Here is a 23,136-nt window from a genome sequence, read left to right as displayed (position 1 = left end):
CGGGACTGACCCGCCCGGCGGCCGACGGTCAGACTTCGGGTTCGACGGCCGGGCAGCTGGTGCCGCGGGCAGGCACCACCTCGTCGATCAGGTAGGAGTCGACAGCCCGCCCCATACAAGGGCTGGTGGTGTAGCTGCCGTGCCCCCACCCCCGATAGGTGAGCAGCACGCCGTGCCTGCCCAACTGCCGTGCCACGGTGGTGGCCCAGTCGTACCCGCTGGCCGGGTCGTGCACGGTGGCGGCGACCAGCAACGGCACGGCGGTGCGGACCCGCAGGCGGTGCTGCGGGTTGGCGACCGGCTGCGGCGTGCCCAGGCAGGTCGCGAGGGCGAACAGCGCCGTCGGGTAGCGCAGGTCGGGCGCGAGTCGGGCCACCCGGCGCAGATGTCCGGCGTACTCGCGGTAGTCGCGGACGGGCAGGCTCCAGTCCTGGCAGAAGACCGCGAAGGGGTACGACGCGACGGCGTCGGCGGTCGGGCTGACGTCGGCCGAGAGCGTGGTGGTCGGCGCGGCGGAGGCGTCCATCGCGCCGAGCCACTCGGCCAGCCCTGGCCACCGCCAGGTGTCGTAGAACTCCTTGTGGGTGAGTCGGGTCAACTCGAACGGGGTCAGCACGACCCCGGGCCGCTTCGGATCGGTCAGCGTGCCGCGCTCGGCCCGCGTACGCAGCCCGGCCCAGATCGCCCGGAAGTCCCGTCCGTGCAGGACACAGGCGCTGGACCGGTCACACCAGGCCACGAACTCGTCGAACGCGCCCTCCGCGGTGACCGCCTGGCTGTCGAGGAACGCGCGGGTGTCGCCGCTGTGGTCCATCGCGGCCTCCAGCACCATGGCGCGGACCCGGTCGGGGTACAACTCGGCGTACCGCTCGCCGAGCAGGGTGCCGTACGAGCTGCCGTGGTAGGTCAACTGCCGCTCGCCAAGTGCGGCGCGGATCGCGTCCAGGTCGTGGGCGGCGCTTGTCGTGTCCACGTGGTCGTAGAGCGGCCCGGTACGGGCCCGGCAGTCGGCGCGCAGCAGAGCGTTGCCGGCCAGTGTGGCGTCGAACTGAGCCTGGTCCGCGATCAGTTGCGGTTGCCGGGAGAGCAGGTCCCGGGAACAGACCACCGGGTGACTGCCCCCGGTGCCGCGCGGGTCGAAGCTGACGATGTCGAATCGGCGGCGCAGGTCGGCGCTGAACCGGGAGCTGCCGTTCACCACCCGGTCGACTCCACTGTCGCCCGGCCCGCCAGGGCCGAAGACCAGCGAACCTTTCCGGGCGGCCCGATCGGTGGCGACCCGGCGAGCCAGCGCCAGGTCGAAGCGCTCACCCCGGGGTCGGTTCCAGTCCACCGGCAGCGACAGGGTGCCGCACTCGGCGGTGGCGTCCGTGGCGCAGGGCCGCCAGTCGATCGTCGGGCCGGGCTGTGGCCGAGCGACGGCCGGGCTCGCCGGGGTCAGGCCGGTGGCCGTGAGGGCCAGGGCGACCGCCCAGCCGACGGCAGATTTGCGTACGCGCAGCATGAGGTGCTGTCCTCTCCGTGAAGGAGCGTTACCGGTGAAACTCGCCCACTGGGCGAGGTGATGCTGCTTCCACCCGGGCCGTCGAGTAGCCGCTCGACGGCCCGGGACCTTCGTCGCCGGGGTCAGTCGACGTCGCTCAGGACGCGTTCGACCGTGGACATGCGGGTCTCCATCCCGCCCAGTCGGCCATCCATCGCGGCGAGCAGTCGGGCGTTCTCCGCCTGGGCCTGAGCGGCCGTCTCGGCGAGCCGGCGGTAGTCGTCCGCGCGGGCCGACTCGAGCCGGGCCCGCCGGGTCTTGGCAAACTGGACGACGGTCACCGTGAACACGCTGATCAGCAGGGCGAAGATCCCGATCGCGCCGACCACCTCGGTCCAGTCGTGGTCGCTCATTCCGGTCATCGGTCCGCTCCTGGTTGCTCGGCCGAGTCGGGCACGGTCAGCGTCTCGACCGCCGCCGCGATGACCTCGGGGGTGAGTGTGAGCACGAACGGCTCCACCTCGTAGTAGTTCATGGCCTTCCCGTCCTCCGACAACTCCAGGCTGGCGGTGACCAGCCCGGCCGCTGCCAGCTTTCGTAGGTGGACCTGCAACAGCGCTCGGCTGATGCCCAGTTGCCGGGCCAGCCCGCTGACGTAGGCACGCTCGCGGGCCAGCGCGGCGATGACCCGCAGCCGGTGCGGGTTGGCCAGCGACGCCAGCACCCGGACCAGGTCGTCACCGGTCAGCGGTGAAGCGCTGCTCATAACCGGCCCTCGCACATGCCAAAGGAAGTTAGCAGGTATCGGCGCGTGGCGGTGGGGGTCGATGGCGGAATCAGGGGGTTCTCAGGGTCACCCGCAGGGCCGGACACACAGAACGCCGGGCCGGTGAATGATCACCGGCCCGGCGCGCGGGTTACGTCGTACGTCAGCTCTTGAAGGCGTCCTTGATCTTCTCGCCCGCCTGCTTGAGCTTGGCCGTGGACTGGTCTGCGCGACCCTCGGCCTCGAGCTGCTCGTTATCGGTGGCGCGACCAGCGCCTTCCTTCAGCTTGCCGGTCGCGTCCTCGGTGGCGTTGTTGATCTTGTCGTCGATACCCATTGCCAACCTCCATTGCAAGCGTCGCTACAACACCAGCAGTACCCCCGCCGACGCCGGTCCAACCATTACCGCCGTCACAGTCCGCGATCGCCGGCAGCCGGACGGAACCGGCGCAGCCGCAGACTGTTGGCCACCACGAAGACCGAGGACAGCGCCATCGTTGCGCCAGCGATCATCGGGTTGAGCAGACCGGCGGCGGCCAGCGGCAGGGCCGCCACGTTGTAACCGAACGCCCAGAACAGGTTGCCCCGGATGATGCCGAGCGTGCGTCGGGACAGCCGGATGGCGTCCACGGCCGCGTCCAGGTCGCCCCGGACGAGGGTGAGGTCGGACGCCTCGATCGCGACATCGGTGCCGGTGCCCATGGCCAGCCCCAGGTCGGCCTGGGCCAGTGCCGGGGCGTCGTTGACCCCGTCACCGACCATCGCCACCGACCGCCCCTGCGCCTGCAGCCGCTTGACCACGTCGACCTTTCCGGCCGGCAGCACCTCGGCGATCACCTCGTCGATGCCCACCTCGGCGGCGATCGCGCGAGCCACGGTGGTGTTGTCCCCGGTCAGCAGGACCGGGGTGAGCCCCAGCGCCCGCAGCCGGGCCACCGCCGCCCGGCTGGTCGGCCGAACCACGTCGGCGACCGCGAGCACACCCCGGGCGCGTCCGTCCCAGGCCGCGACGATCGCCGTACGACCAGCGGCCTCCGCTTCGCTGACGGCCCGCTCGACCTCCGGCGGCACGTCGATCTCGCGCTCACGCAGCAGCCGGGCCCGACCGACCAGCACGACCCGCCCGTCGACCGTGCCCGTCACCCCCAGCCCTTCGAGGTTGGTGAAGCCCGTCACGGGGGCCAGCGACCCCGCCTCGGAGGCACCCGCCGCGACCGCTCGGGCGATCGGGTGCTCGGAGGCGGCCTCCACCGCCCCGGCGAGCCGGAGCAGCTCGGCCCGGTCCTCGCCGCTCGCCGGCACCACGTCCACCAGGGTCATCCGGCCGGTCGTGACGGTGCCGGTCTTGTCCAGCACCACGGTCTCCACCCGGCGGGTCGACTCCAGCACCTCCGGCCCCTTGATCAGCACACCGAGCTGGGCACCCCGGCCGGTGCCGACCAGCAGCGCGGTCGGGGTGGCCAGGCCGAGCGCGCACGGGCAGGCGATGATCAGTACGGCCACGGCGGCGGTGAACGCCGCGGTCGGACCGGCCCCGGTGCCGAGCCACCAGCCGAGCGTGCCGACGGCCAACGTGATGACGATCGGCACGAAGACGCCGGAGATCCGATCCGCCAGCCGCTGCACGGCCGCCTTGCCGCTCTGCGCCTGCTCGACCAGGTCGGCCATCCGGGCGAGCTGGGTGTCCGCGCCGACCCGGGTGGCGCTGACGACCAGCCGCCCGCCCGCGTTGATGGTGGCGCCGACCACGCCGTCGCCCGGGCCGACCTCGACCGGCACCGACTCACCGGTGAGCATGCTGGCGTCGACGGCGGAGGTGCCCTCGTCGACCACGCCGTCGGTGGCGATCTTCTCCCCGGGGCGGACCACGAACCGGTCACCGACGGCGAGCCGGTCCACGGGGATCAGGGTCTCCACCCCGTCGCGCAGCACCGCCACCTCCTTGGCGCCCAGTTCGAGCAGGGCGCGCAGGGCCGCACCGGCGGTCCGCTTGGATCGCGCCTCGAAGTAACGGCCGGCCAGGATGAACACGGTCACCCCGGCGGCGGCCTCCAGATAGATGTTGCCGGCGCCGTCGGTGCGGGTGATGTCGAAGCGGAACGGGTGCGTCATCCCCGGCATGCCGGCGTCACCGAAGAAGAGCGCCCAGAGCGACCAGCCGAACGCGGCCAGGGTGCCGAGCGAGACCAGCGTGTCCATGGTTGCCGCGCCGTGCCGCAGGTTCGTCCAGGCGGCCCGGTGGAACGGCAGCCCACCCCAGACCACCACCGGGGCGGCCAGGGTCAGCGACAGCCACTGCCAGTAGTCGAACTGCCAGGCGGGGACCATGGCCAGCAGGACCACCGGCACGCTCAGTGCCACCGAGACCCAGAGCCGGGTACGCGGGCCCTTCAGCGGATCCGCCGCCGGCTCGGCGGTCGGCGGGGCCGGCAGCGCGGCCGTGTAGCCGGTCTTCTGCACGGTCTCGATCAGGTCGTCCGGCGTGACGCCGTCGGTGTAGCGGACGGTCGCCTTCTCGGTGGCGTAGTTGACGGTGGCGCTCACCCCGTCCATCCGGTTGAGCTTCTTCTCGATCCGGGCGGCGCAGGCGGCGCAGGTCATCCCGCCGATCGCCAACTCGATCCGGTTCGGCGCCTCGGGCAGCGGTCTGCTGGTGGTGGTCATCGTCTGGTCCCGTCAGTTGTGCCCGTGCCCGGGGGTGCCGTGATCGGCATCCCCGGTCGGCGCGGGTCCGCTCGGGTTGCTTCCGGTCGGCGGGGCGTCGGCCGGCGGGGTGCCGGTGCTGACGGTGAACTCGGCGGTGTGCACCGCTCCGCCGTGCCGGAAGTCGAGGTAGAGCCGGTAGCTGCCAGCCGAGGGCACCTCGGCGAGGAAGGTGACGGCCGGGCCGGGTCGGGTCCGCCCGTCGCCCGGCGTCCCGTCCGGGTGCACGTGCAGGTATGCGAGGTCACCTCGGCGCAGTGCCACCAGGTGTCCGTACGCGCCCAGGTAGGGCTCCAGGTCGGTGACCGGTTGCCCGTTCCGGCTGATGGTGAGGGTGAGCGGCGACGTGCGGCCGGGCTGCGGGGCGCCGGTCAGGGTGACCGTGTAGCCGTCGACGGTGGTGCTGGTCGCCGGGGCGGGCAACGGCCGTTCGGTCAGCTCACCGGGGACGGTCACGTCCACGCCGAGGGTCAGCGGCTCACCGCCGGTCGGGGTGAAGTCGGCGAACGCCCGCCACTGCCCCGGGCCGGCCAGTGGGGTGTCGACCCGCCAGGTGCCGTCGGGGGCCAGGTCGGGGTGCACATGGCGGAAACCGGAGAGGTCCCGCCGGACGACGATCAGGTGCATCTGCTTGTCGTGCGCCACGTCGTACCGGGTCACCGGGTGGCCGTCCGGCCCGGTGATCCGGAACGCCAATTCCTCGGCCGGGGCGTCGACCGGGTCGAGGGTGTAGCCGCGGTCGGAGACGAGCAGGCCGCCGGGGAGCCGGTCGACCGCCTCGTCGGACCCTCCCGCCGGGTGGGTGGCAGCGCCGTCGTGCCGACCCTCGACGACGGGGCTGCGGTCGACCACCCGACCGATCCCGTACGTCGTGGTGAAGACCGCCGCGAGGCCGACAGCGAACGCGGCCAGTCTCGTCACCGTGCGCATGCCGGCCCCCGGCTCACGCGTCGACGAGGTCGTAGCCGGCCTCGTCGACAGCGGCCCGGACGACCTGCACGTCCAGCGGTTGGTCGCTGCTGACGGTGACCCGGCCGGCCGCGAGGTCGACCTGCACGTCACGCACGCCCGCGATGGCACCCACCTCGGCGCTCACCGCGCTGACGCAGTGCCCACAGGTCATGCCCTGCACCTGGTAAGTCGTGTTGACCATCGGATCGTCTCCCTAAGCGGTACCGGTACCCGGTGGGGGTATCCCATTAGGAAGTGCACCGTACCATACCCCCCAGGGGTAGGTTATCCTGGTCGCCATGACCTCTCCCACCCCGATCCGCGGCTACACCGCCAGCAAGGACCAGCTGCTCGCGCGGCTCCGCCGAGTCGAGGGGCAGGTCCGTGGCATCGAGAAGATGGTCGACGACGACCGCTACTGCATCGACGTGCTCACCCAGATCTCCGCGATCCAGGCCGCGCTCGACAAGGTGGCGCTGGGGCTGCTCGACGGGCACGCCCGGCACTGCATGCACGAGGGGGCGGCCGAGGGTCGGGCCGACGAGATGGCCTCCGAGATGATGGCGGCGGTCGGCCGACTGATGAAGCGCGGCTGACGCCCCCGGCCCGCTGACCCGTACCGGATCGTTGGGAGTTTCCCGCCTTGGGTTCTGACCACGCCCACCCCGCTCCACCCGCCCCACCGCGGGTACGACGGATCCTCGTCCTGACGGTGGTGCCGCTCTTCGTCGCCACCGTGCTGGCCGCGGTGCTCCTTTGGCCGCGGGGCGGGTCACCGCAGACCGATGGTGGTGCGGACGTGCCGCGCTATCCCGGCACAGTCACCCGGGTGGTGACCGAGCCGTGCCCACCGGTGGCGTCGACCCCCGAAGGCACACCGAGCGCCGGCGGCGAGCGATGCGGCACGGTCGACGTCCGGGTGGACGACGGGCCGACCGCCGGCCAGCAGGTGCGGACGCCGGTGCCCGACGGACCGGGCGCACCTCGGGTCGAGGTTGGCGACGAGGTCATCCTGGTCGAGCTGACCGATCCGACCGATCCGACCACCAGCAACTGGAACATCGCCGAGCACCAGCGCGGCACGCCGATGGTGTGGCTGGCGGTGGTCTTCGCGGCCGCGATCGTCGCGTTCGGTCGGTGGCGGGGTCTGGCCGCGCTCGCCGGGCTGGCCGCCACCTTCGGCATCCTGCTCACGTTCGTGCTGCCAGGCATCGGCGCGGGCAAGTCACCACTGCTGGTGGCGGTGGTCGGCGCGGCCCTGATCATGTTCGTGGTGCTCTATCTGACGCACGGGGTCACCGCGCAGACCTCGGTCGCGGTACTCGGCACCCTGGGCAGCCTGGTGCTGACCGGGGTGCTCGCCACCATCGCCACGGCCGCGACACACCTCACCGGCTTCGGCAGCGAAGAGGCCACCACCCTGTCGATGTTTCAGGGCGACGTGGACCTGCACGGTCTGCTGCTCGCCGGGATCATCATCGGATCACTCGGGGTGCTCGACGACGTCACGGTCACCCAAGCGGCCACCGTCACCGAGCTGGCGAACGCCAACCCCGGGCTGACCCGGTTGCAGCTGTACCGTGCGGCCACCCGGGTCGGCCGCGCGCACATCGCCTCCACTGTCAACACCATCGTGCTGGCGTACGCGGGCGCGTCGCTGCCCCTGCTGCTCCTGATCACCGCCGACTCGCGGCCGGTCGGGCAGCTCCTCACGAGTGAGTTCCTCGCGCAGGAGATCGTCCGCAGCGCGGTGGCCACACTCGGTCTGATCGCCGCCGTGCCGTTGACCACCGGGCTGGCCGCGGTGGTGACCGCCGCTGGGCGCACCGCTGCCACGCCGTCCGCCGACGGTCCCGCCTCGCGGCCCCAGCCGGACCGCGCGGAGGCACTCGCCGCGCTCATCGCACCGCGAACGGGGCACTCCGACGACCCGGATCAGGCGCACACCCCGCCCCCACCCTCCGTCACCGGACGATGGCCGGAGTCGCGCACGGGCACGGATCCGGCATGGTGAAACTCCGCAGCGTGACCAGATGAGCCACGAACCTGAGAACCGCGTCACTGGTCACGCAACGCTATGACGAAAAGACACTTTTGGTCGGCATCCAGGCGTAGCTCTGTCGGTCGACTCTCGGGTAACCTCGCTGCCGGTTACCGATGAAGGCGCGAAGCGGCGCCTGCGGTGCCACCGCCCAATCGCCAACCGGCGAACCGGGGACCCAGGTACGTGGGGTGAATCCGCGTCAGCGGTAGGGGCCACTTCCGCCCCGAACCCGTCAGCTAACCCGGTCGGCGGTCGACGGAAGGGAACATTGTGACGGCACCCCTACGCCGCTGGCTGACACCCGTGGTGGCCGTGATCGCCGCATTGACCGTGCTCGCTGGGCCCCTCCCTGCCCACGCCGCCCCGACGACCCCCACACCGTCCGGGCACGAGGAGGACAACGAGCCCCAGCTGATCACCGACGTCATCGAGCAGGCCAACCGCGACTACTCCGCCGCCAAGTCGAAGTTGGACAAGTCGAAGAAGCGGCAGCTGGAACTGGCGTTGGAGGTCAACCGGGCCAAGGCCGACCTGGACGCGCTGACCCCACAGGTCGGGCAGATCGCCGCCCAGTCGTATCGGACCGGCCGGATGGGCGCCCTCGCGATGCTGCTCGAGAGCGACGCGCCTGACATGTTCGTCCAACGCGCCGCGGCGCTCGACGAGATGAACATGGTCAACGAGCAGAAGCTCTCCGAGGTCAATGCGGTGAAGGCCCGCGCCGAGCAGGCCAAGCTGGCCCTCGACACCGAGATCCGTGAGCAGCAGAAGCAGACCGCGCTGATGGCGAAGCGGAAGAGCGAGGCAGACAAGGCGCTCTCCCTCGTCGGTGGGAAGGGCTTCACCGGCGGCCTGGTGGACGCCACCTCGCCGGTCGCCAGGATCGGGCCGGGTCGCACCGCCGACGGCGACTGGAAGGCCCAGTCGTGCAGCGAGAAGGACCCCACCACGTCCTCCGGCTGCGTCACGCCCCGCACGCTGCACGCGTACAAGGAGGTCAAGCGGGCCGGCTTCAACCGGTTCGTCGGCTGCTACCGCTCCGGCGGGCCGTGGGAGCACCCGAAGGGCCGCGCCTGCGACTGGTCGCTGCAGAAGAGCGGCTTCGCGCCGTGGCACAACGACGACACCCGGAAGTACGGCAACAACGTCGCAGCGTTCCTCATCCGTAACGCCGACCGGCTGGGCATCTACTACGTGATCTGGAACCGGCAGATCTGGTTCCCGGCGACCGGCTGGAAGTCGTACAGCGGGCCGTCGAACCACACGGACCACGTCCACATGTCGCTGCTCTGACCCGCAGGATCTTGCGTCGAGGGCCGTTCCGCGTTGCGCGGAGCGGCCCTCCTCACGTCACGCGGCGGCCGGACCGGTCGACACGTTCGGCACGTCGAGCGCCGTGAGGCCGGCCGGCACCGCGGCCACCGGGCGCACCACTCCGGCGGCGAGCCGATATGACACCCCCACCACCGCGCACCGACCCTGCGCCACCTCCTCGGCCAGCACGGGCGACTGCCCGAGCAGCGTCTCGACGGTCTGCGCGATGTGGATGTCGACGATCCCGTCGATGTCGTCCACGCCCTCGGCCTCGGCCCGGTGCAGGCTGGGCAGCACGGCGTCGACCACCGCGCGCAGGTGCCCGCGAGGTTGAGTGCCGGTAGCGGCGGACTCACGCGCCGCCTGGACGGCGCCGCACGAGTCGTGGCCGAGCACCACCACCAGCGGAGTGCCGAGCACGGTCACCGCGTACTCCACGCTGCCAAGCACCTCCGGGCCGGCGGTGTGCCCTGCCGTGCGGACCACGAACAGGTCGCCGAGCCCTCGGTCAAAGATGATCTCGGCGGCCAGGCGGGAGTCGGAGCAGCCGACGATCACCGCGAAGGGGTGCTGTCCGTCGGCCACGGCGGCCCGGTGCCCGGCGTCCTGATTGGGATGGCGTGGGGCGCCGCTGACGAAGCGCCGGTTTCCGGCGGTCAACTCCGCGTACGCCCGGGCCGGCTCGCTGGTTGCGGACGCCCCGTCGGCGCTCCGCTGCGGACCCGGCTGCCCGCCGGGCGTTCCGGGACGACTCATCCCCGCACCTCGTCTCCACGCATCTGACCTGGTCAACCGGCTCTTCGGCCGGGCCGGCGGCGGGCGCTGGCTCGGGCTCCACCGTCACACGCACCGTAAGTTGCGTCAAGGTATGCGTGATATAGATTTCATACGTTGACTCCCCGGTCGAACCTGGGCGACGCACCCGGAGAGGCGGTCACACCATGGCGAGCACTGCGACGGGCGACACCGGCGGCGGGCGGAACTGGACCTTCCTCACCAACCACGGGCACGTCCTGCTGGCCATCGCCCGCGACCCCACCGCCCGGCTGCGCGATGTCGCGGCCGAGGTCGGCGTGACCGAACGGGCCGCGCAGGCGATCGTCGCCGACCTGGAGGCGGGCGGGTACCTGCACCGCACCCGCGTCGGGCGACGCAACGAATACACCCTCAACCCGGCCGGCCGGTTCCGGCACCCCGCCGAGGCCGACCGCGAGGTCGGCGACCTGCTCGCGCTGTTCGCCGCGACACCCGCCACGAAGGTCAGCCCTCGGGCCTGACCCCCTCATCGCCGGGCCGCTGTCCGACGGGTCACAGCGGTAATCTCTGCGGGTGCGCGAATGCCCGCCGTTGAGCGCGACCAACATGTTCCGCAATACCGGCCGTGCCACCCGCGGCGTCCTCAGTGGAGCCCTGGCGGCTCTGCTCGGCGCAGCCCTGGTGGCACCCGCCCCGGCGAGGGCTGCACCGCCCAGCTGCGGCCCAACCGGCGAGGAGGGCCTGACCGCGATGCCGTGGGGGTTGCGCCGGCTGGAGCCGTCCTCGGCGTGGCCGCTGTCCCGGGGCGCCGGAGTGACGGTCGCGGTGATCGACTCCGGGGTCTCCGCCACTCACCCGCTCCTCGCCGGCCAGGTGCTGCAGGGGCGCGACTTCAACGACCTGCCGGCCAACCACGGCCAGTGCGACCTGGTCGGGCACGGCACGATGATCGCCGGCATCATCGCCGGCCGGGAGGGCACGGGCGTCCCGTTCAGCGGCGTCGCCCCGGCTGCCCGCATCCTGCCGATCCGGGTTCTGCCGAGCCTCAAGGACACCACGGACCTGCGGCTTCCCGTGGAGATCGCGGCGGCGATCGACTGGGCGGTCGAGCAGGGGGCCGACGTGATCAACCTGTCGCTGACCACAATTCCCCTCCCCGAACTGACAGCGGCCGTCGACCGTGCGCTGGCCAAGGGGGTGGTGCTGGTCGCTGCCGCTGGCAACCGGACGGAGGATCAGCAGAACAGGCCGGGGTACCCGGCCGCGTACCCCGGGGTGATCGCCGTCGGTGGGGTGGACGAGCAGGGCGGCCACGTGGGCAGCTCGATCAGCGGCGACTACGTCGACATCGCCGCACCGGGGCTGAACATCATCGGGCCGGCACCCCAGGGGCCCGGCTACCGCGCTGAGCCGACCGGTGGCACCAGCTTTGCGGCCGCGTACGTCTCGGGGGTGGCCGCGCTCGTCCGGGCCGCCTATCCGGATCTCGGCCCGCGGGAGGTCGCCGAACGGATGGAACGCACGGCCGACAACCCTCCGAAGGGCCACAACGCCGACATCGGTTACGGCGTGGTCAACCCGTACCGGGCGGTGTCGAGCCTGCTGGGCACCCGGGAGAACCCGCCTGCCGGCGCGATCCCCGCACCCGTCGTGCGCGACGACCCACTGGGCTGGCAACGCCCTGCCGCGATCTGGGCGGCGGCCGTCGGCGGGCTGCTCACCGTGCTGCTGCTGATCGCACGACCGATCGTGGCCCGGGGCCGCCAGCGTGGCTGGCGCCCTGGCCGACGCACCGACTCACCGGCTGCCGGCTGACCTTTGCCGCGGTGACGCCCAAACGCGATGCGGCTCCGGCCCGGGTGAACCGGACCGGAGCCGCAACGGCAAACACCTCAGCCTGCTCGGCGGTGCTGGTCAGCCGATACGGCCGGGACGACCGCCGCCGCCATCCCACACCTTGGAGTTGCTCATCTCGGTGCTGAGGTAGTTTTCGCGGGCGATGCCGACGGCGCCGCCGATCTCGTTCAGGATCCGGTTGATGTCCCGGACCGCCGTGTCCCACTTTGCCTGGTGCTGCTCGTAGGCAACCCGGTCCTCGCCGTCCCACTGGAGCTTGGACAGCATCGACCGCAGCGTGTCGAGCTTCTCCTCGAGGGTCTTCGAGATGGCCTGCATCTGCTGGTTGCTGCTCTCGAGGACAGCGTAGTCAACTTTGATCGTCACGATTTCCTCCTCTGCTGGCTGCGGATCACGGGTTGAGAGCAGAGTGGAACTTGTCCAGCATCTGCTGCTGCTCTTCGTCGTTGACCTGGTGCGTCGTACCCGACTGGTCGAGCAGGTCAGCGATGTTGTCCATCGCCGTCAGCAGTTTGACCGTGTCCTCGTTCCAGCGCGTCATCAACGACTGGAAGCCCGTGGACGCCTGACCCTTCCACGCCATGGCCAGGTCGTCGACCACGTTCCACAGCTTCTTGAGCTCGCCGTCGACCTCGCTGCGCGTGGACCGCACGTCACTCGCGGCGGTATGTAGAGTCGCAGCTTCGACCTCGAACGCCATGCTTCACACCCTTCCGTCATGTTGTGGTGGCGGCTTTGCCGCACCCCTCCCCCGCGGCAAGGCACCAACACCCCACCGACGGACACTCCTGAGAAGACCGTAGCGGAACCTGTCGAGCCTTCGCAGCCCTGACCGGTGGCGTTCGATGGATAGTGGTGAATCGGACCGAGATGGTCCGCCACCACCACCGAACGACCGAGCCCACTCAGGACGGCTCGGACCACGCGGTCTGGATCAGTTGCTGGCCATCGCGTCGGCGGACCAGGGTGCCCCGGCCGGGCGGTTGCGGGCTCGGTCGCAACGTACCGAAGACCGCGCCCTCCTCCCGGTTTCCGGACATCAGCAGACCCGGCGAGTCCAACTCGCGCAACCGCTGCAGCACCGGCTCGTAGAGCGCCCGGGAGACCCCACCGACCCGACGCGTGATGATCAGGTGCAGGCCGATGTCGCGGGCCTGCGGCAACAACTCGTGCAGAGCGCTGAGCGGGTTGCTCCCACCGGATGCCACCAGGTCGTAGTCGTCCACCAGGATGTACAGGTCCGGGCCCTTCCACCAGCTGCGATCGCGCAGCTGGGCGGTGGTCACGTCCGGGCCGGGCAACCGGTTGTTCAACGCGCTGCGAATCGAACCGAGCCCCTGGGCGAACGCCTGATTCGACGGGGCGTAGTCGAGCAGGTGATCCCCCTCCACCGCCCCCAGCAGGCCACGTCGGTAGTCCGCGATCACCAGCCGGGCCTGAGCTGGCGTGTACCGCTCGGTGATGCCCCTGGCGATCAGCCGCAGCAGGTTCGTCTTGCCACACTCGGCGTCGCCGAAGACCGTCAGGTGCGGCTCGTTGACCAGGTCCAGGTAGACCGGCGCGAGCGCCGACTCGTTGACCCCGACCGGCAGACCGGGTGCCGACCGGTCGATGAGCCGGGCCAGCTCGGTCACCGACATCCGGCGCGGCAGCAGCCGCACCTTCGGCGCTGGACGGCCCGGCCAGTTCGCCGCCACATGCCCGGCCAGGGACACCGACGCCTCGCTGAGGTCCTCGATGTCCCGACGACCATCGAGCCGCGAGATGGCGGTGAGGAAGTGCAGCTTGTCCCGGGTCAGGCCGCGACCGGGCGACTTCTCCGGCACGTTCGTCGCCGCCCGGCGGTCGATCTCGGACTCGGACGCGTCACCGAGGCGCAGCTCCAACTTGGTGCCGAGCAGATCACGCATGTTGATCCGGATCTCCGCCCACCGCACGGCGGTGATCACCACGTGCACGCCGAAGCCGAGACCCCGGTTTGCCAGGTTGGTGATGGTCTGCTCCAGCTCCTCGTACTCCTGGCGCAGCGTGTTCCAACCATCCACCACCAGGAACACGTCACCGAACGGGTCGTCAGCGAACTCGCCCGCGGCTCGGCGACGACGGTAGCTGGCCACCGAGTCGATGCCGTGCTGGGCGAAGCGCGCCTCCCGGTCGTCCAGGACGGCGACCACCTCAGCCACCGTCCGGCGAACCGCCTCGACGTCCCGCCGACCGGCCACCCCGGCCATGTGCGGCAGACGCTCCAGGCTGCGCAGCGCGCCACCGCCGAAGTCCAGGCAGAAGAACTGCACCTCACGTGGTGTGTGGGTGAGCGACAGCGAGGCGAGCAGCGTACGCAGCATCGTGCTCTTGCCACTCATCGACCGGCCGACGATGACCACGTTGCCACCGGCCCCGGCCAGCTCGACCATCATCGGGTCACGGCGCTGCTCGTACGGGCGGTCCACCACTCCGACCGGCACGGTCAGCCGCCCACGCCCAGGCCAGGACGCGGTGCACAGCCCGTAGGTCGGGTCGACCGCCAGCGGGCCGAGCAGCTCGCCCAGGCCGGGCGGGTCGGACAGCGGCGGGAGCCACACCTGGTGGGCCGGGCGGCCCCGCCCCTTGAGCTGGTCGATCAGCACGTCGAGCATCGCCACGGCCTTGCCGTCGGCCGGCTGCTCGGGCTCCGGAGCGGTGACCACCGGCACCTGCGGGACCTGCGCCGCGATGAAGTCGAGGCCGTACGGCACGATCCGACGCTGCACCAGCGCCTGCGACGTGGCGGCCTGCTGGCCCGGTGCCCGGTACGCCCCCGACACGTACGCCGCCCGGAACCGCAGCATCGTGCTGGTGTCGGTCTTCAGGTAGCCGTGGCCCGGCGCGTTCGGCAGCTCGTACGCGTCCGGCACACCGAGCACGATCCGGCTCTCCACCGCGGAGAAGGTACGCAGACCGATCCGGTACGACAGGTGGGTGTCCAGGCCACGCAGCTTGCCCTCTTCGAGCCGCTGGCTGGCCAGCAGCAGGTGCACGCCGAGCGAACGACCCAACCGGCCGATCATCACGAACAGGTCGATGAAGTCGGGCTTGGCGGCGAGCAACTCGCTGAACTCGTCACAGATGATCAACAGGCTGGGCATCGGGGCGAGCGGCTCGCCGGCCGCCCGGGCCTTCTCGTACTCGAAGCGGGAGACGTAGTTGCCGGCCGCCCGCAGCAGCTCCTGCCGGCGCACCATCTCCCCAGCGAGCGCGTCGCGCATCCGGTCGACCAACGGCAACTCGTCGGCCAGGTTGGTGATCACCGCGCTGGTGTGCGGCAGCGCCTCCAGCGAGGCGAACGTCGCACCGCCCTTGAAGTCCACCAGGACGAAGTTCAGCTCCTCCGACGAGTGGGTCACCGCCAACGCGGCCACCACCGTACGGAGCAGCTCGCTCTTGCCGGACCCGGTAGCACCGATCACCAGACCATGCGGGCCCATGCCCTCGTGCGCCGACTCCTTGAAGTCGAGCTCGACCACGTTGCCGTCCGGGCCGACACCGAGCGGGATGCGCAACCGGTCCCGGTGACCGCGCGGGCGCCAGGTGGTCTGTACGTCCACCGTCGCGGCGTCACCCACGCCGAGCAGGTCCGGCAGTTCCATGCTGCGGGCCAGCGGCTCGTCGCTGCTGGTCTGCTGCTGGGAGAGCCGGTAGGGGGCGATCTGCCGGGCCAGCCCCTCGGCCGCCTCGGCGCTGAGCTGGTCGGGGCGCCCCAGCGGCGACGACGTGCTGCCCCGGACCAGGTCGAGCGAGCTTCCGTCAGCCACATCGAGGCAGAGCAGCCAGCGCCCGGCGTCGCGCGGCACCGTCCCGGAGAGGTCGATCACCGTGGTGCCGAGCAACCCCGGACCCACCAGCTGGCAGGTCGGCGAGATCTCGCCACCGTCGATCACCACGACCAGGTGCGGGGCGGTGGTCAGCGGCTTGGCCTCGGGCGCGAACCGAGGTCGTCCACCCAGCTCACTGGCGAGCGACGCCTCGGCCTCGGCCAGACTGGCGAAGACCAGACGGCGGGCACCGGCGGCGTCCGTCCGGGCACTGTGGTGGGCGTGTGGAAGCCACTTCACCCAGCCCCAGGACCCCTGCCGGTCGGGTGCGGCGACCACCACGACCATGAGGTCGTCCGGGGCGTGGAAGGTCGCCAGCTGCCCGAGCGCCGCCCGGGTCAAATCGAGCACGGGCGCGCGGTCGCCGCGCAGCACCACCCGGCTGAACGCGCGCAGCGACAACGCGGTCGGCAACTCGGGCACAGTGGAGTGCGCGCGGACGAACCGGCGGAGCGCGATCGCGCTCATCGGCTCCAGGTCCTCCACCGGCTTCGTCTCCGGCGGGACGATCTCCACCGCCAGTCGCTGCGGGCCCAGCGCGATCCGCGTCTCGCCGAAGTCGTCCTCGGTGATCCGTCGCTCCCAGAGTCGCCGGGATGCCGCGATCGACCAGAGCGCGTCGGGCTCCGGGTGCCGCCACGCCATCGACGCCCGCTGCTGCTCGGCGGCGCGCCGGGTGCGCTTACGCATCTGAGCCAGGTAGCGCATGTAGTCGCGCCGTTCGGCGTTCAGCTCGGCCTTGTCCTTGCCACCGCTGTTGGCCAGTGACCCGATCGCCATCCCGAGCATCGAGACGCCGAAGAGACCACCCGCGACGTACGTCATCATCCCGCCGCCCTTGCCGGCGTAGAGGAATGCCATCGCACCGACCCCGCAGAACATCGGCAGGATCATGAGCAGCTGCCCCATCCCGCGGGGCGTTGGCTCGGGCAGCTCAGGAGGCGACTCCAGCAGCACCTCACCACGCGGTAGAGCCGGTCCCGGCTGACGCGGAAGCCGGCGGAACACCACCGTGCTCACGGCTGTCTCCTCCCCAGAAGCGGCCTTGATGACGTGCCTCCGCGGACCGTAGCCCGCGGGTGGGCATCGTACGTGCCCGTCATCGTAGGTAATCTGCCGTGGGCGCGGTGGACCCGGAGCGTGGCATCGCGGCCAGCCGATCACAGACGCACACCTGGAGGCCACTGTGGCGACGAAGACGGCGACCGGCGGATTGAGCCGAATCACCATCGTGGCTCCACGTACCCGAATGGACCTGGCGCTGCCATCGGACATCCCGATGGCCGACCTGCTCCCCACCCTGCTGCGCTACGCCGGCGAGGACATGGCCGACGAGGGCGCGCGGCACGGCGGCTGGGCTCTGTCCCGGTTGGGCGGCGCGCCCCTGGACGGCGGGCGCACCGCCGCGCAGCTCAGCGTCCGTGACGGGGAGGTGCTCTACTTCAACCCCCGGTCGGCGGCAGCGCCGGAAATCGTCTTCGACGACGTGGTGGATGCCGTCGCCACCGCGACGAACCAACGCCCCGGTGCCTGGCAGGTCGGCGCGACCCGGTCCTTCGCGGTGGTCTTCGCGGCGGCGGCGCTCGGCGCCGGCGCGCTGGCCGCGCTCTTCGCCGGGCCGCCGCACCTGCCCGGCGCGCTGGCGGCGCTGCTGGTCGCGGTGACGCTGCTGGTGGGCGCGGCGGTGCTGTCCCGGGCGGCCGGCGACAGCCGTACCGGCGCGGTGCTGGCCCTGGTCGGCCTGGGGTATGCCGCCACCGGCGGCCTGTTGCTCCTCGCTGGCGACCGGCCGCTGACCGAACTGGCCAGCCCGCACGTCCTGCTCGCGGCGACCGCCGCCGTGGTCGCCGGGGCGGTGGCCGTGCTGGCGGTCGGCGACCGGTACCCCCTCTTCTTCGCCGCGATCGGGGTGGGGGCCGCGACCGGGTTCGGCGCGCTGCTCTGCCTGCTCTTCGGCCTCGACGCGCCGGCCTCCGCCGCGGTGGTGGCGGCGGTCGCGTTCGGCATGGTGCCGGCGCTGCCGATGGCGGCCTACCGGTTGGCGAGACTGCCGGTGCCGTCGATCCCGACCGGTCCGGAGGACCTGAAGACCGACAGCGAGTCGGTCGACGGCCGGCAGGTGCTCCAGCGCAGCGAACGCGCCGACCAGTTCATGACCGGCCTGCTGTGGACCGTCTCGCTGCTGGTGCTCGGCGCGCAGCTCGTGCTGGCCCTGGACGGGCGCCTGGCGGCGGTGCTGCTGTGCCTGGTGCTGGCCCTGCTGTCGCTGCTCCGGGCACGACCGCTGCTGGGCCGCGCCCAGCGCACCCCCGTGCTGCTGACGGGCACCGTCGGGCTGGGCCTGGCCGCCGCGAGCACCTTCGCCGGGGGGTCGCTGCAGGTCCGGCTCGGTCTGATCCTCGGCGGGCTGGTGCTGGCCGCGGTCATCAGCCTGATCTACGGCCTGTCCGTCGCCGACAAGCGCATCTCTCCGGTCTGGGGCCGGTTGCTCGACATCGCCGAGATCCTGCTCATCATCTCGCTGGTCCCGCTCGCCTTCTGGGTCTGCGGCCTGTACGGCTGGATCGTCAACCTCCGGCCCTGAGCGCCCCTGACCGCCCACCGGTCGGCGCGGTTGCGCCCGCAACCGCGCCGCCGGTCAGCGTGGCCGCGTCCGCGACCGCCCCGTTGGTCAGCGCGCCTTCGGGCCGGTCGAGATGCCCAGCGCCGACGCGACCGGCGCGGTGGCGTAGACGCCCGGACCGTGCTGGCCATCCATCGGGCGGGTGGACGTGCCCGTGCGTTGGGCGACGTCTCGAACCACCTTGACCAGCGCCTCGACGTGGTTGTCCGTCGCCGCGACCCGCAGCAGCGGCGCCGCCACCCGACCGTCCACCGATACCGTGGCGGCCACCGTGTGCGACGGTGCCGAAGTCGCGGTGATCGCGTCCACCAGTGGGCCGAGCCGCACGTCGGAACGTCCGCGCAGGACCATGCACCGGTGGGTCCAGCCACCGCCGCGCAGTCCTAGCCAGGTCTCCGCCGGCGCCTCCATCCCCAGGTCCAGACCGGCCGCCGAGACGATGGCGGCGCGCAACTCCTCCCGGCCCAGCGGCCGATAGGCCAGGCCCGCGGAGGTCAGCGCCTTGCCCAGTCGACCGATCCCGGCAGCCACGGTCCGGTGCACACCGGGGAGCCCGCCGCCCCGGCTCACCGCCTCCACCCGGGCGTCGCGGACGCTGAGCCGCAGCGCCACCCAGACGGTCCGGTGCGCCGCAGGCGGGGCGCCGGGTGCCGGGTACCAGACCATGGTGTGTGCGACGACCTGGGTCCGGGAGACCGGGGCGCTGAAATCCGCGAGCACCTGCAGCACGCGGTCGACCGTCGAGGCACTCACCGAACCGGCCGTCGCACCACTGGCCGACTGCAGCGCGACAGCGGCGAACCACCCCTGGTCGTCCTGCCCAATGCCCAGCCGGGTGCCCCGGTCGGTCAACTCGATGATGCTCAACTCGGGGGCGAGCGCGGTCAACCGCGGGTCGACAGCCCTGCCGCCCAGCACGGTCGAGGCGCGCTCGCCGCGTCGCCGCATCCGCCGGCGCAGCAGCAGGTCCTCGAACCACCAACGACCACCTCGGCGGGCGAAGGTCGCCAGGACGATCAGCAGCGCGACGCCGCCCGCCGCGGGGAGCAGCCAGCTGGGCCCGGCCGACGCGGCCCAGACGCCGACCGCGCACAACTCCAGCACGACGAGCTGACCGACCAACACCGGGCCAATCCGCCCACGGCCGGGTCGGTCGGCCGACGGCGACGGCCTCGCCGCAACGTCGGACGGGTCCGTGGCCGCTCGGGCGGGTCGCGCCTGAATTTGCGTCATCGCTGACTGTCCCTCCTGCACGGTACGGCTCTGCGCCGGGTCGGTCCGGTGCCGGCCACGAACGGTGGTCCCGACGAACCATCGTCGGCCCCTTATCGTAGGGATGCCCGCGACGGCACCCCGACCTGATCGTCGCGGATCCACCCCGCCGGAGGTAAGTCATGCGGACCCGCCGCGATCAGGTGCAGGCGTACCGCTTCGTCACACGCCGGATCGTCTCCGCTTTGTTGTCGGGCGACCCGGAGACCACCAACCTGCCGATGCGACGGCTCGGCATGGCCGTCTTCGGCAGTGTCATCACCGCCGCCGTCGTGCTCGGCGGGGTGGGCGCCTACGGCCAGCTGACATCCCGCGCCGCGCCACTGAAGGACCAGAGCCTGGTCATCGAACGGGAAACCGGCGCGACGTACGTGTTCCTGCGAGGCCAGTTGCATCCGACGCTCAACTACGCCTCGGCCCGCCTGATCCTGAATGAGCCGAGCGCCGAGGTGCGGACGATGTCCCAGGCGGCACTGCGAGACCAGCCGCGCGGGGTCACCCTCGGCATCGTCGGGGCACCGGACGCCCTGCCGGACCGCAAGTCGCTGACCGGGCTGCCCTGGTCGGTCTGCGACGTGCCCGACCCGGTCGACCCCGCGCATTCGAGCACTCGTCTGGTCATCGACCGGGCGCTGCCCGGCGGTGTGCCGCTGGGTGACCGCGCGGCACTGGTCGTGGTGGATGAGCAGCGGTACCTCCTCACCAACAACGCCCGACTCCAGGTGCTCGACGGGGACCAGACGATCACCGCGCTGAAGTTGGCGGGCGCCACGCAGCTGCGGGTCGGGCAGCAACTGCTCAACGCCATTCCGGCCGGGCCGCCGCTGCGCAAGCCGTCGCTGCCCGGCGAGGGCGAGAGCAGCACGCGGAGCGTGGCGGGCCGACCGTCCACCATCGGCCAGGTGTTCAGCGCTGCCGGGCGGCACTACGTGTTGACCCGGGAGGGTCTCGTCCCGATCAGTGAGATCACCGCTCTGCTGATGGTCCGCGGCGGCGGCGCGATCACCGACATCACCCCGGATCAGGCCGGCGAGTTCTATGTCGAGCAGCGGGTGGACGAGGAGGGGCTGCCGACGACGATGCCGACCATCTTCCAGGCCAGGTCGGGTCAGACCACGCTCTGCGCGACGTACCGGGCGGGCAGCGGAGGTGGTCCGCCGATCACCACCCTGGAGGTCTTCGACCGGGCGCCGGCCGAGCTGACCGCGAGCGATCCGGGCCCGGTGCCGGCGGCCCAGACCAGGCGGGATGCCGTACGCACCGCCGAGGCGGTGCTGTTGCCCGGTGGCAAGGGCGTCATCGCGCAGGCCTCGCCCGGTGCCGGGACCAGCGGGACCGGTGCCGCCGGGTCGACGATCTTCCTGATCAGCCCGCAGGGCATCCGGTATCCACTCGGTTCGGCGGCGACGCTGGACGTGCTCGGCTACGGCGGGGTCACCCCGCTGGCGGTGCCTGGCTCACTGCTCTCGCTGATCCCGACCGGTCCGACCCTGGACTACGAGGATGCGTTGGCCGTCTTCTCACCCGACGCGCCGGCCCCGGCCGCACCGCCGCCGGCCGCGCCACCCTCGGCCGCGCCACCCTCGGCCGCACCACCGAGCGGCGGGGCGGGCGGTGGGATGCCCGCGGTATCGACAGGAGCCGACAGCTGAGCAGCGATGACGGGTCGCCCAGACCAGCTACGGTGGACTAATCTGAATACTGCTGACGGCTGTCAATCAGAACGACGGGGATGTTTGCCATGACGGGGCGTACGGAAGTCGACCTGCTGTCCCTAGAGGACTTCCAGCAGCACCTGGCGACACGGTTGAGCCAGGTCGAGTCGGTGCTGCGCAAGCTCAACACCGAGATGCAGTGCCGTCCTCCGGCGCTGGGTTCGTTCTTCGACGCCACCGACAAGGCACGTCGCTACAGCGAGGTGCATCAGTCCTATGTCGAGCAGGCCGAGAGGATCCGGCAGGCGGTGCTGGCCGCGCAGCAGGCCACCAACACGATCCTGACCAACTACCGCACCGCCGAGGCGCGTAACGCCGCCAACGCCACTGACGTCACCGCCGCGCTGAACGGGGTCGACCGGGCGTTGCAGCCGAAGGAGGACGGGCGTGTCTGAGTACACCCAGCGTTACCAGGGCAGCAGCCATCAAGAGCTGTACGACGGCGTGATGGCCGGCAAGCCCGAGCAGATCGAGGGCGTTGCCACCCAGTGGGCCGAGCTCAAGGGAATCCTGGACGGTGTCGGCCGGGATCTGGGCGGCGACCTCGAGAAGCTGGGCAACACCTGGACGGGTTCGGCAGGTCGGGAGTTCCATCGGCGACTCAGCCTGATCGTCGCCCACTCCGACGCCCTGGGCGAAGGGATGGCCGGCATCAAGCAGGGGCTGACCATGATGGCCGACCATCTGCGCAGCGCCCACAAGCAGGTCGAGAGCCCAGAGGAGACCGACGACAACGACAAGGCGATCTCCGGCACGATCAAGGGTGCGACCACCTTCGGTCTGCCCGGCGCGGTGGTCATGGGCATCATGGGTCACCAGCAGGACAAGGAAGAGCAGGAGAAGGCCCACCAGCGGATGGTGAACCTGGTGGCCGAGTTGGCCAGCAGTTACGAGATCTCCGCCTACGACCGGGTGGTCGACCCGCCCCCGCCCGACCCGGAGACCCCGAACAGCGTCAACAACGATCCGACGACGCCGCAGAGTGTCTCGGCCATCGCCAAGGTGAGCAACGGGCCCACCAGCACCGGTGTCAACGCGCACACCGGCGACGCGACCGTCGCGAAATCCGAGCGCGCTGCCCCGCCGCCGGGGGTCGGTGACACCTCGGTGCCTGGCGAGCATGGCTCGGGCACCGGTGGCACGCCGGCCGTCGCCATCGGCCCGGTCGGCACCGGCAGCGGCTCCGATGCCCCCGGCACCTACCTCGCCGGTGCGGATCCGCTGGTCGGCGGCGCGCTGCTCACTGGTGGTGCCGCCGGGTTGGCCGGGCTGTCCGGGCCGCCCGCGGCGCCCGCTGGCGCCGGCACCGGCCCCGGCCTGCTCTTCGGAGCGCAAGGCGGGGCACCGGCCGGCGGGGTGCTGCGCACCGGGGCGCTCGCCGGTTCGGGCGGCAGCAGCACGCCACCGCCCTCGGCTCGTCCGGCCGGTGGTGCGCCCCCGGCTGACGGTCGCGCCGCCAGCGGGGTCGGGCGCAGCATTGACGGCCAGCGTGGTGGGAGCGGCGGCCGGCCAGCCACGACCGGTGGCAACATCCGCCCGGGCTCCGGCCGTGGGGCGGGGGGCAACGGTGGGGTGCTCGGCGGCCAGGGTCGATCTCAGGATGACGACTCCGATGAGCGGCTGACCTGGTTGACCGAGGACGAGATGGTGTGGCAGGACGGCGGGAACGCCGCGCCGCCGGTCCTCGGCAACGGCGGCTGACCACGTCCCGCCGCGGGTGAGCCTTCACCACCGGCGTGCCGTACGAACGATGCGTGGTGCCCCGGCCGGTTCCGATCCGGCCGGGGCACCGCCCGTTCCG

General features: G+C 71.7%; 21 protein-coding genes and 1 riboswitch. Of the genes, 9 read left to right on the top strand and 12 right to left on the bottom strand.

Going from position 1 to position 23,136, the window contains the following annotated elements:
• Positions 1-28: 28 nt before the first annotated feature.
• The 7 genes from HNR20_RS16870 to HNR20_RS16840 all read right to left on the bottom strand — a co-directional run bounded on the left by HNR20_RS16870 (position 29) and on the right by HNR20_RS16840 (position 6,105).
• Positions 29-1,504: an alpha/beta hydrolase gene (locus tag HNR20_RS16870; RefSeq protein WP_184180976.1), complete on the bottom strand. Its 1,476-nt coding sequence runs from the start codon at positions 1,502-1,504 to the stop codon at positions 29-31.
• Positions 1,505-1,626: 122 nt separating this feature from the next.
• Complete coding sequence (locus HNR20_RS16865; protein ID WP_221309826.1) at positions 1,627-1,905, bottom strand: hypothetical protein; 279 nt, start codon at positions 1,903-1,905, stop codon at positions 1,627-1,629.
• The gene (locus HNR20_RS16860) at positions 1,902-2,249 is read right to left on the bottom strand and encodes an ArsR/SmtB family transcription factor (protein WP_184180975.1); all 348 of its coding nucleotides are present in this window, start codon (positions 2,247-2,249) and stop codon (positions 1,902-1,904) included. The genes HNR20_RS16865 and HNR20_RS16860 overlap by 4 nt, the downstream gene beginning before the upstream one ends.
• 163 nt (positions 2,250-2,412) lie before the next feature.
• Positions 2,413-2,586, bottom strand: a complete 174-nt coding sequence (locus HNR20_RS16855; protein WP_036390803.1) for a CsbD family protein — start codon at positions 2,584-2,586, stop codon at positions 2,413-2,415.
• A 74-nt stretch (positions 2,587-2,660) separates the two neighbouring features.
• Positions 2,661-4,913, bottom strand: a complete 2,253-nt coding sequence (locus HNR20_RS16850) for a heavy metal translocating P-type ATPase (protein ID WP_184180973.1) — start codon at positions 4,911-4,913, stop codon at positions 2,661-2,663.
• 12 nt (positions 4,914-4,925) lie between these two features.
• Positions 4,926-5,882, bottom strand: coding sequence for a DUF8832 domain-containing protein (locus HNR20_RS16845; RefSeq protein WP_184180971.1), 957 nt, complete (start codon positions 5,880-5,882; stop codon positions 4,926-4,928).
• A gap of 13 nt (positions 5,883-5,895) precedes the next feature.
• Entirely contained in the window at positions 5,896-6,105 is a 210-nt protein-coding gene (locus HNR20_RS16840; RefSeq protein ID WP_184180969.1) for a heavy-metal-associated domain-containing protein, read from the bottom strand.
• A gap of 97 nt (positions 6,106-6,202) precedes the next feature.
• Between HNR20_RS16840 and HNR20_RS16835 the strand changes: the two genes are divergently transcribed.
• The 3 genes from HNR20_RS16835 to HNR20_RS16825 all read left to right on the top strand — a co-directional run bounded on the left by HNR20_RS16835 (position 6,203) and on the right by HNR20_RS16825 (position 9,240).
• Positions 6,203-6,499, top strand: a complete 297-nt coding sequence (locus HNR20_RS16835) for a metal-sensitive transcriptional regulator (protein WP_184180967.1) — start codon at positions 6,203-6,205, stop codon at positions 6,497-6,499.
• A 47-nt stretch (positions 6,500-6,546) separates the two neighbouring features.
• The gene (locus HNR20_RS16830; protein WP_184180965.1) at positions 6,547-7,917 is read left to right on the top strand and encodes a YibE/F family protein; all 1,371 of its coding nucleotides are present in this window, start codon (positions 6,547-6,549) and stop codon (positions 7,915-7,917) included.
• A 165-nt stretch (positions 7,918-8,082) separates the two neighbouring features.
• Positions 8,083-8,213, top strand: a riboswitch (cyclic di-AMP (ydaO/yuaA leader).
• A gap of 4 nt (positions 8,214-8,217) precedes the next feature.
• Entirely contained in the window at positions 8,218-9,240 is a 1,023-nt protein-coding gene (locus HNR20_RS16825) for a coiled-coil domain-containing protein (RefSeq protein ID WP_184180963.1), read from the top strand.
• Between the two features lie 57 nt (positions 9,241-9,297).
• Here the strand turns inward: HNR20_RS16825 and HNR20_RS16820 are convergent, their stop codons facing one another.
• Positions 9,298-10,017, bottom strand: coding sequence for a carbonic anhydrase (locus HNR20_RS16820; protein ID WP_229687008.1), 720 nt, complete (start codon positions 10,015-10,017; stop codon positions 9,298-9,300).
• A gap of 185 nt (positions 10,018-10,202) precedes the next feature.
• Here HNR20_RS16820 and HNR20_RS16815 point away from each other — a divergent pair, with 185 nt between their 5' ends.
• Both HNR20_RS16815 and mycP read left to right on the top strand, forming a co-directional pair.
• A complete protein-coding gene (locus tag HNR20_RS16815) occupies positions 10,203-10,538 on the top strand; it encodes a helix-turn-helix transcriptional regulator (protein WP_184180962.1) in 336 nt (111 codons plus the stop codon).
• 52 nt (positions 10,539-10,590) lie between these two features.
• Positions 10,591-11,832: a type VII secretion-associated serine protease mycosin gene (gene mycP / locus HNR20_RS16810; protein WP_229687009.1), complete on the top strand. Its 1,242-nt coding sequence runs from the start codon at positions 10,591-10,593 to the stop codon at positions 11,830-11,832.
• 99 nt (positions 11,833-11,931) lie between these two features.
• On the opposite strand, the gene HNR20_RS16805 is transcribed toward mycP, so the two are convergent.
• From HNR20_RS16805 to eccCa, 3 genes are all read right to left on the bottom strand, one after another.
• Positions 11,932-12,240 (bottom strand): WXG100 family type VII secretion target, encoded by a 309-nt coding sequence (locus HNR20_RS16805; RefSeq protein ID WP_184180960.1) that lies wholly within the window; start codon positions 12,238-12,240, stop codon positions 11,932-11,934.
• A gap of 25 nt (positions 12,241-12,265) precedes the next feature.
• Positions 12,266-12,574, bottom strand: a complete 309-nt coding sequence (locus HNR20_RS16800; protein ID WP_110564615.1) for a WXG100 family type VII secretion target — start codon at positions 12,572-12,574, stop codon at positions 12,266-12,268.
• 205 nt (positions 12,575-12,779) lie between these two features.
• Positions 12,780-16,745: a type VII secretion protein EccCa gene (gene eccCa / locus HNR20_RS16795; RefSeq protein WP_184180958.1), complete on the bottom strand. Its 3,966-nt coding sequence runs from the start codon at positions 16,743-16,745 to the stop codon at positions 12,780-12,782.
• A 166-nt stretch (positions 16,746-16,911) separates the two neighbouring features.
• Between eccCa and eccD the strand changes: the two genes are divergently transcribed.
• Positions 16,912-18,309 (top strand): type VII secretion integral membrane protein EccD, encoded by a 1,398-nt coding sequence (gene eccD, locus HNR20_RS16790; protein ID WP_184180956.1) that lies wholly within the window; start codon positions 16,912-16,914, stop codon positions 18,307-18,309.
• Positions 18,310-18,396: 87 nt separating this feature from the next.
• Here eccD and HNR20_RS16785 read toward each other — a convergent pair whose 3' ends face one another.
• Complete coding sequence (locus HNR20_RS16785) at positions 18,397-19,473, bottom strand: type VII secretion protein EccE (RefSeq protein WP_229687011.1); 1,077 nt, start codon at positions 19,471-19,473, stop codon at positions 18,397-18,399.
• Between the two features lie 269 nt (positions 19,474-19,742).
• Here HNR20_RS16785 and eccB point away from each other — a divergent pair, with 269 nt between their 5' ends.
• From eccB to HNR20_RS16770, 3 genes are all read left to right on the top strand, one after another.
• Positions 19,743-21,272, top strand: a complete 1,530-nt coding sequence (gene eccB, locus HNR20_RS16780) for a type VII secretion protein EccB (protein WP_184180952.1) — start codon at positions 19,743-19,745, stop codon at positions 21,270-21,272.
• A gap of 89 nt (positions 21,273-21,361) precedes the next feature.
• On the top strand, positions 21,362-21,730 hold the full coding sequence (locus tag HNR20_RS16775) for a hypothetical protein (RefSeq protein ID WP_184180950.1): 369 nt from the start codon (positions 21,362-21,364) through the stop codon (positions 21,728-21,730).
• On the top strand, positions 21,723-23,036 hold the full coding sequence (locus tag HNR20_RS16770) for a WXG100 family type VII secretion target (protein WP_184180948.1): 1,314 nt from the start codon (positions 21,723-21,725) through the stop codon (positions 23,034-23,036). The genes HNR20_RS16775 and HNR20_RS16770 overlap by 8 nt, the downstream gene beginning before the upstream one ends.
• The last annotated feature ends 100 nt before the right edge of the window (positions 23,037-23,136 follow it).

Source organism: Micromonospora parathelypteridis, assembly GCF_014201145.1.
GTDB lineage: Bacteria > Actinomycetota > Actinomycetes > Mycobacteriales > Micromonosporaceae > Micromonospora > Micromonospora parathelypteridis.
This window is presented reverse-complemented; position numbering and strand designations above follow the sequence as displayed.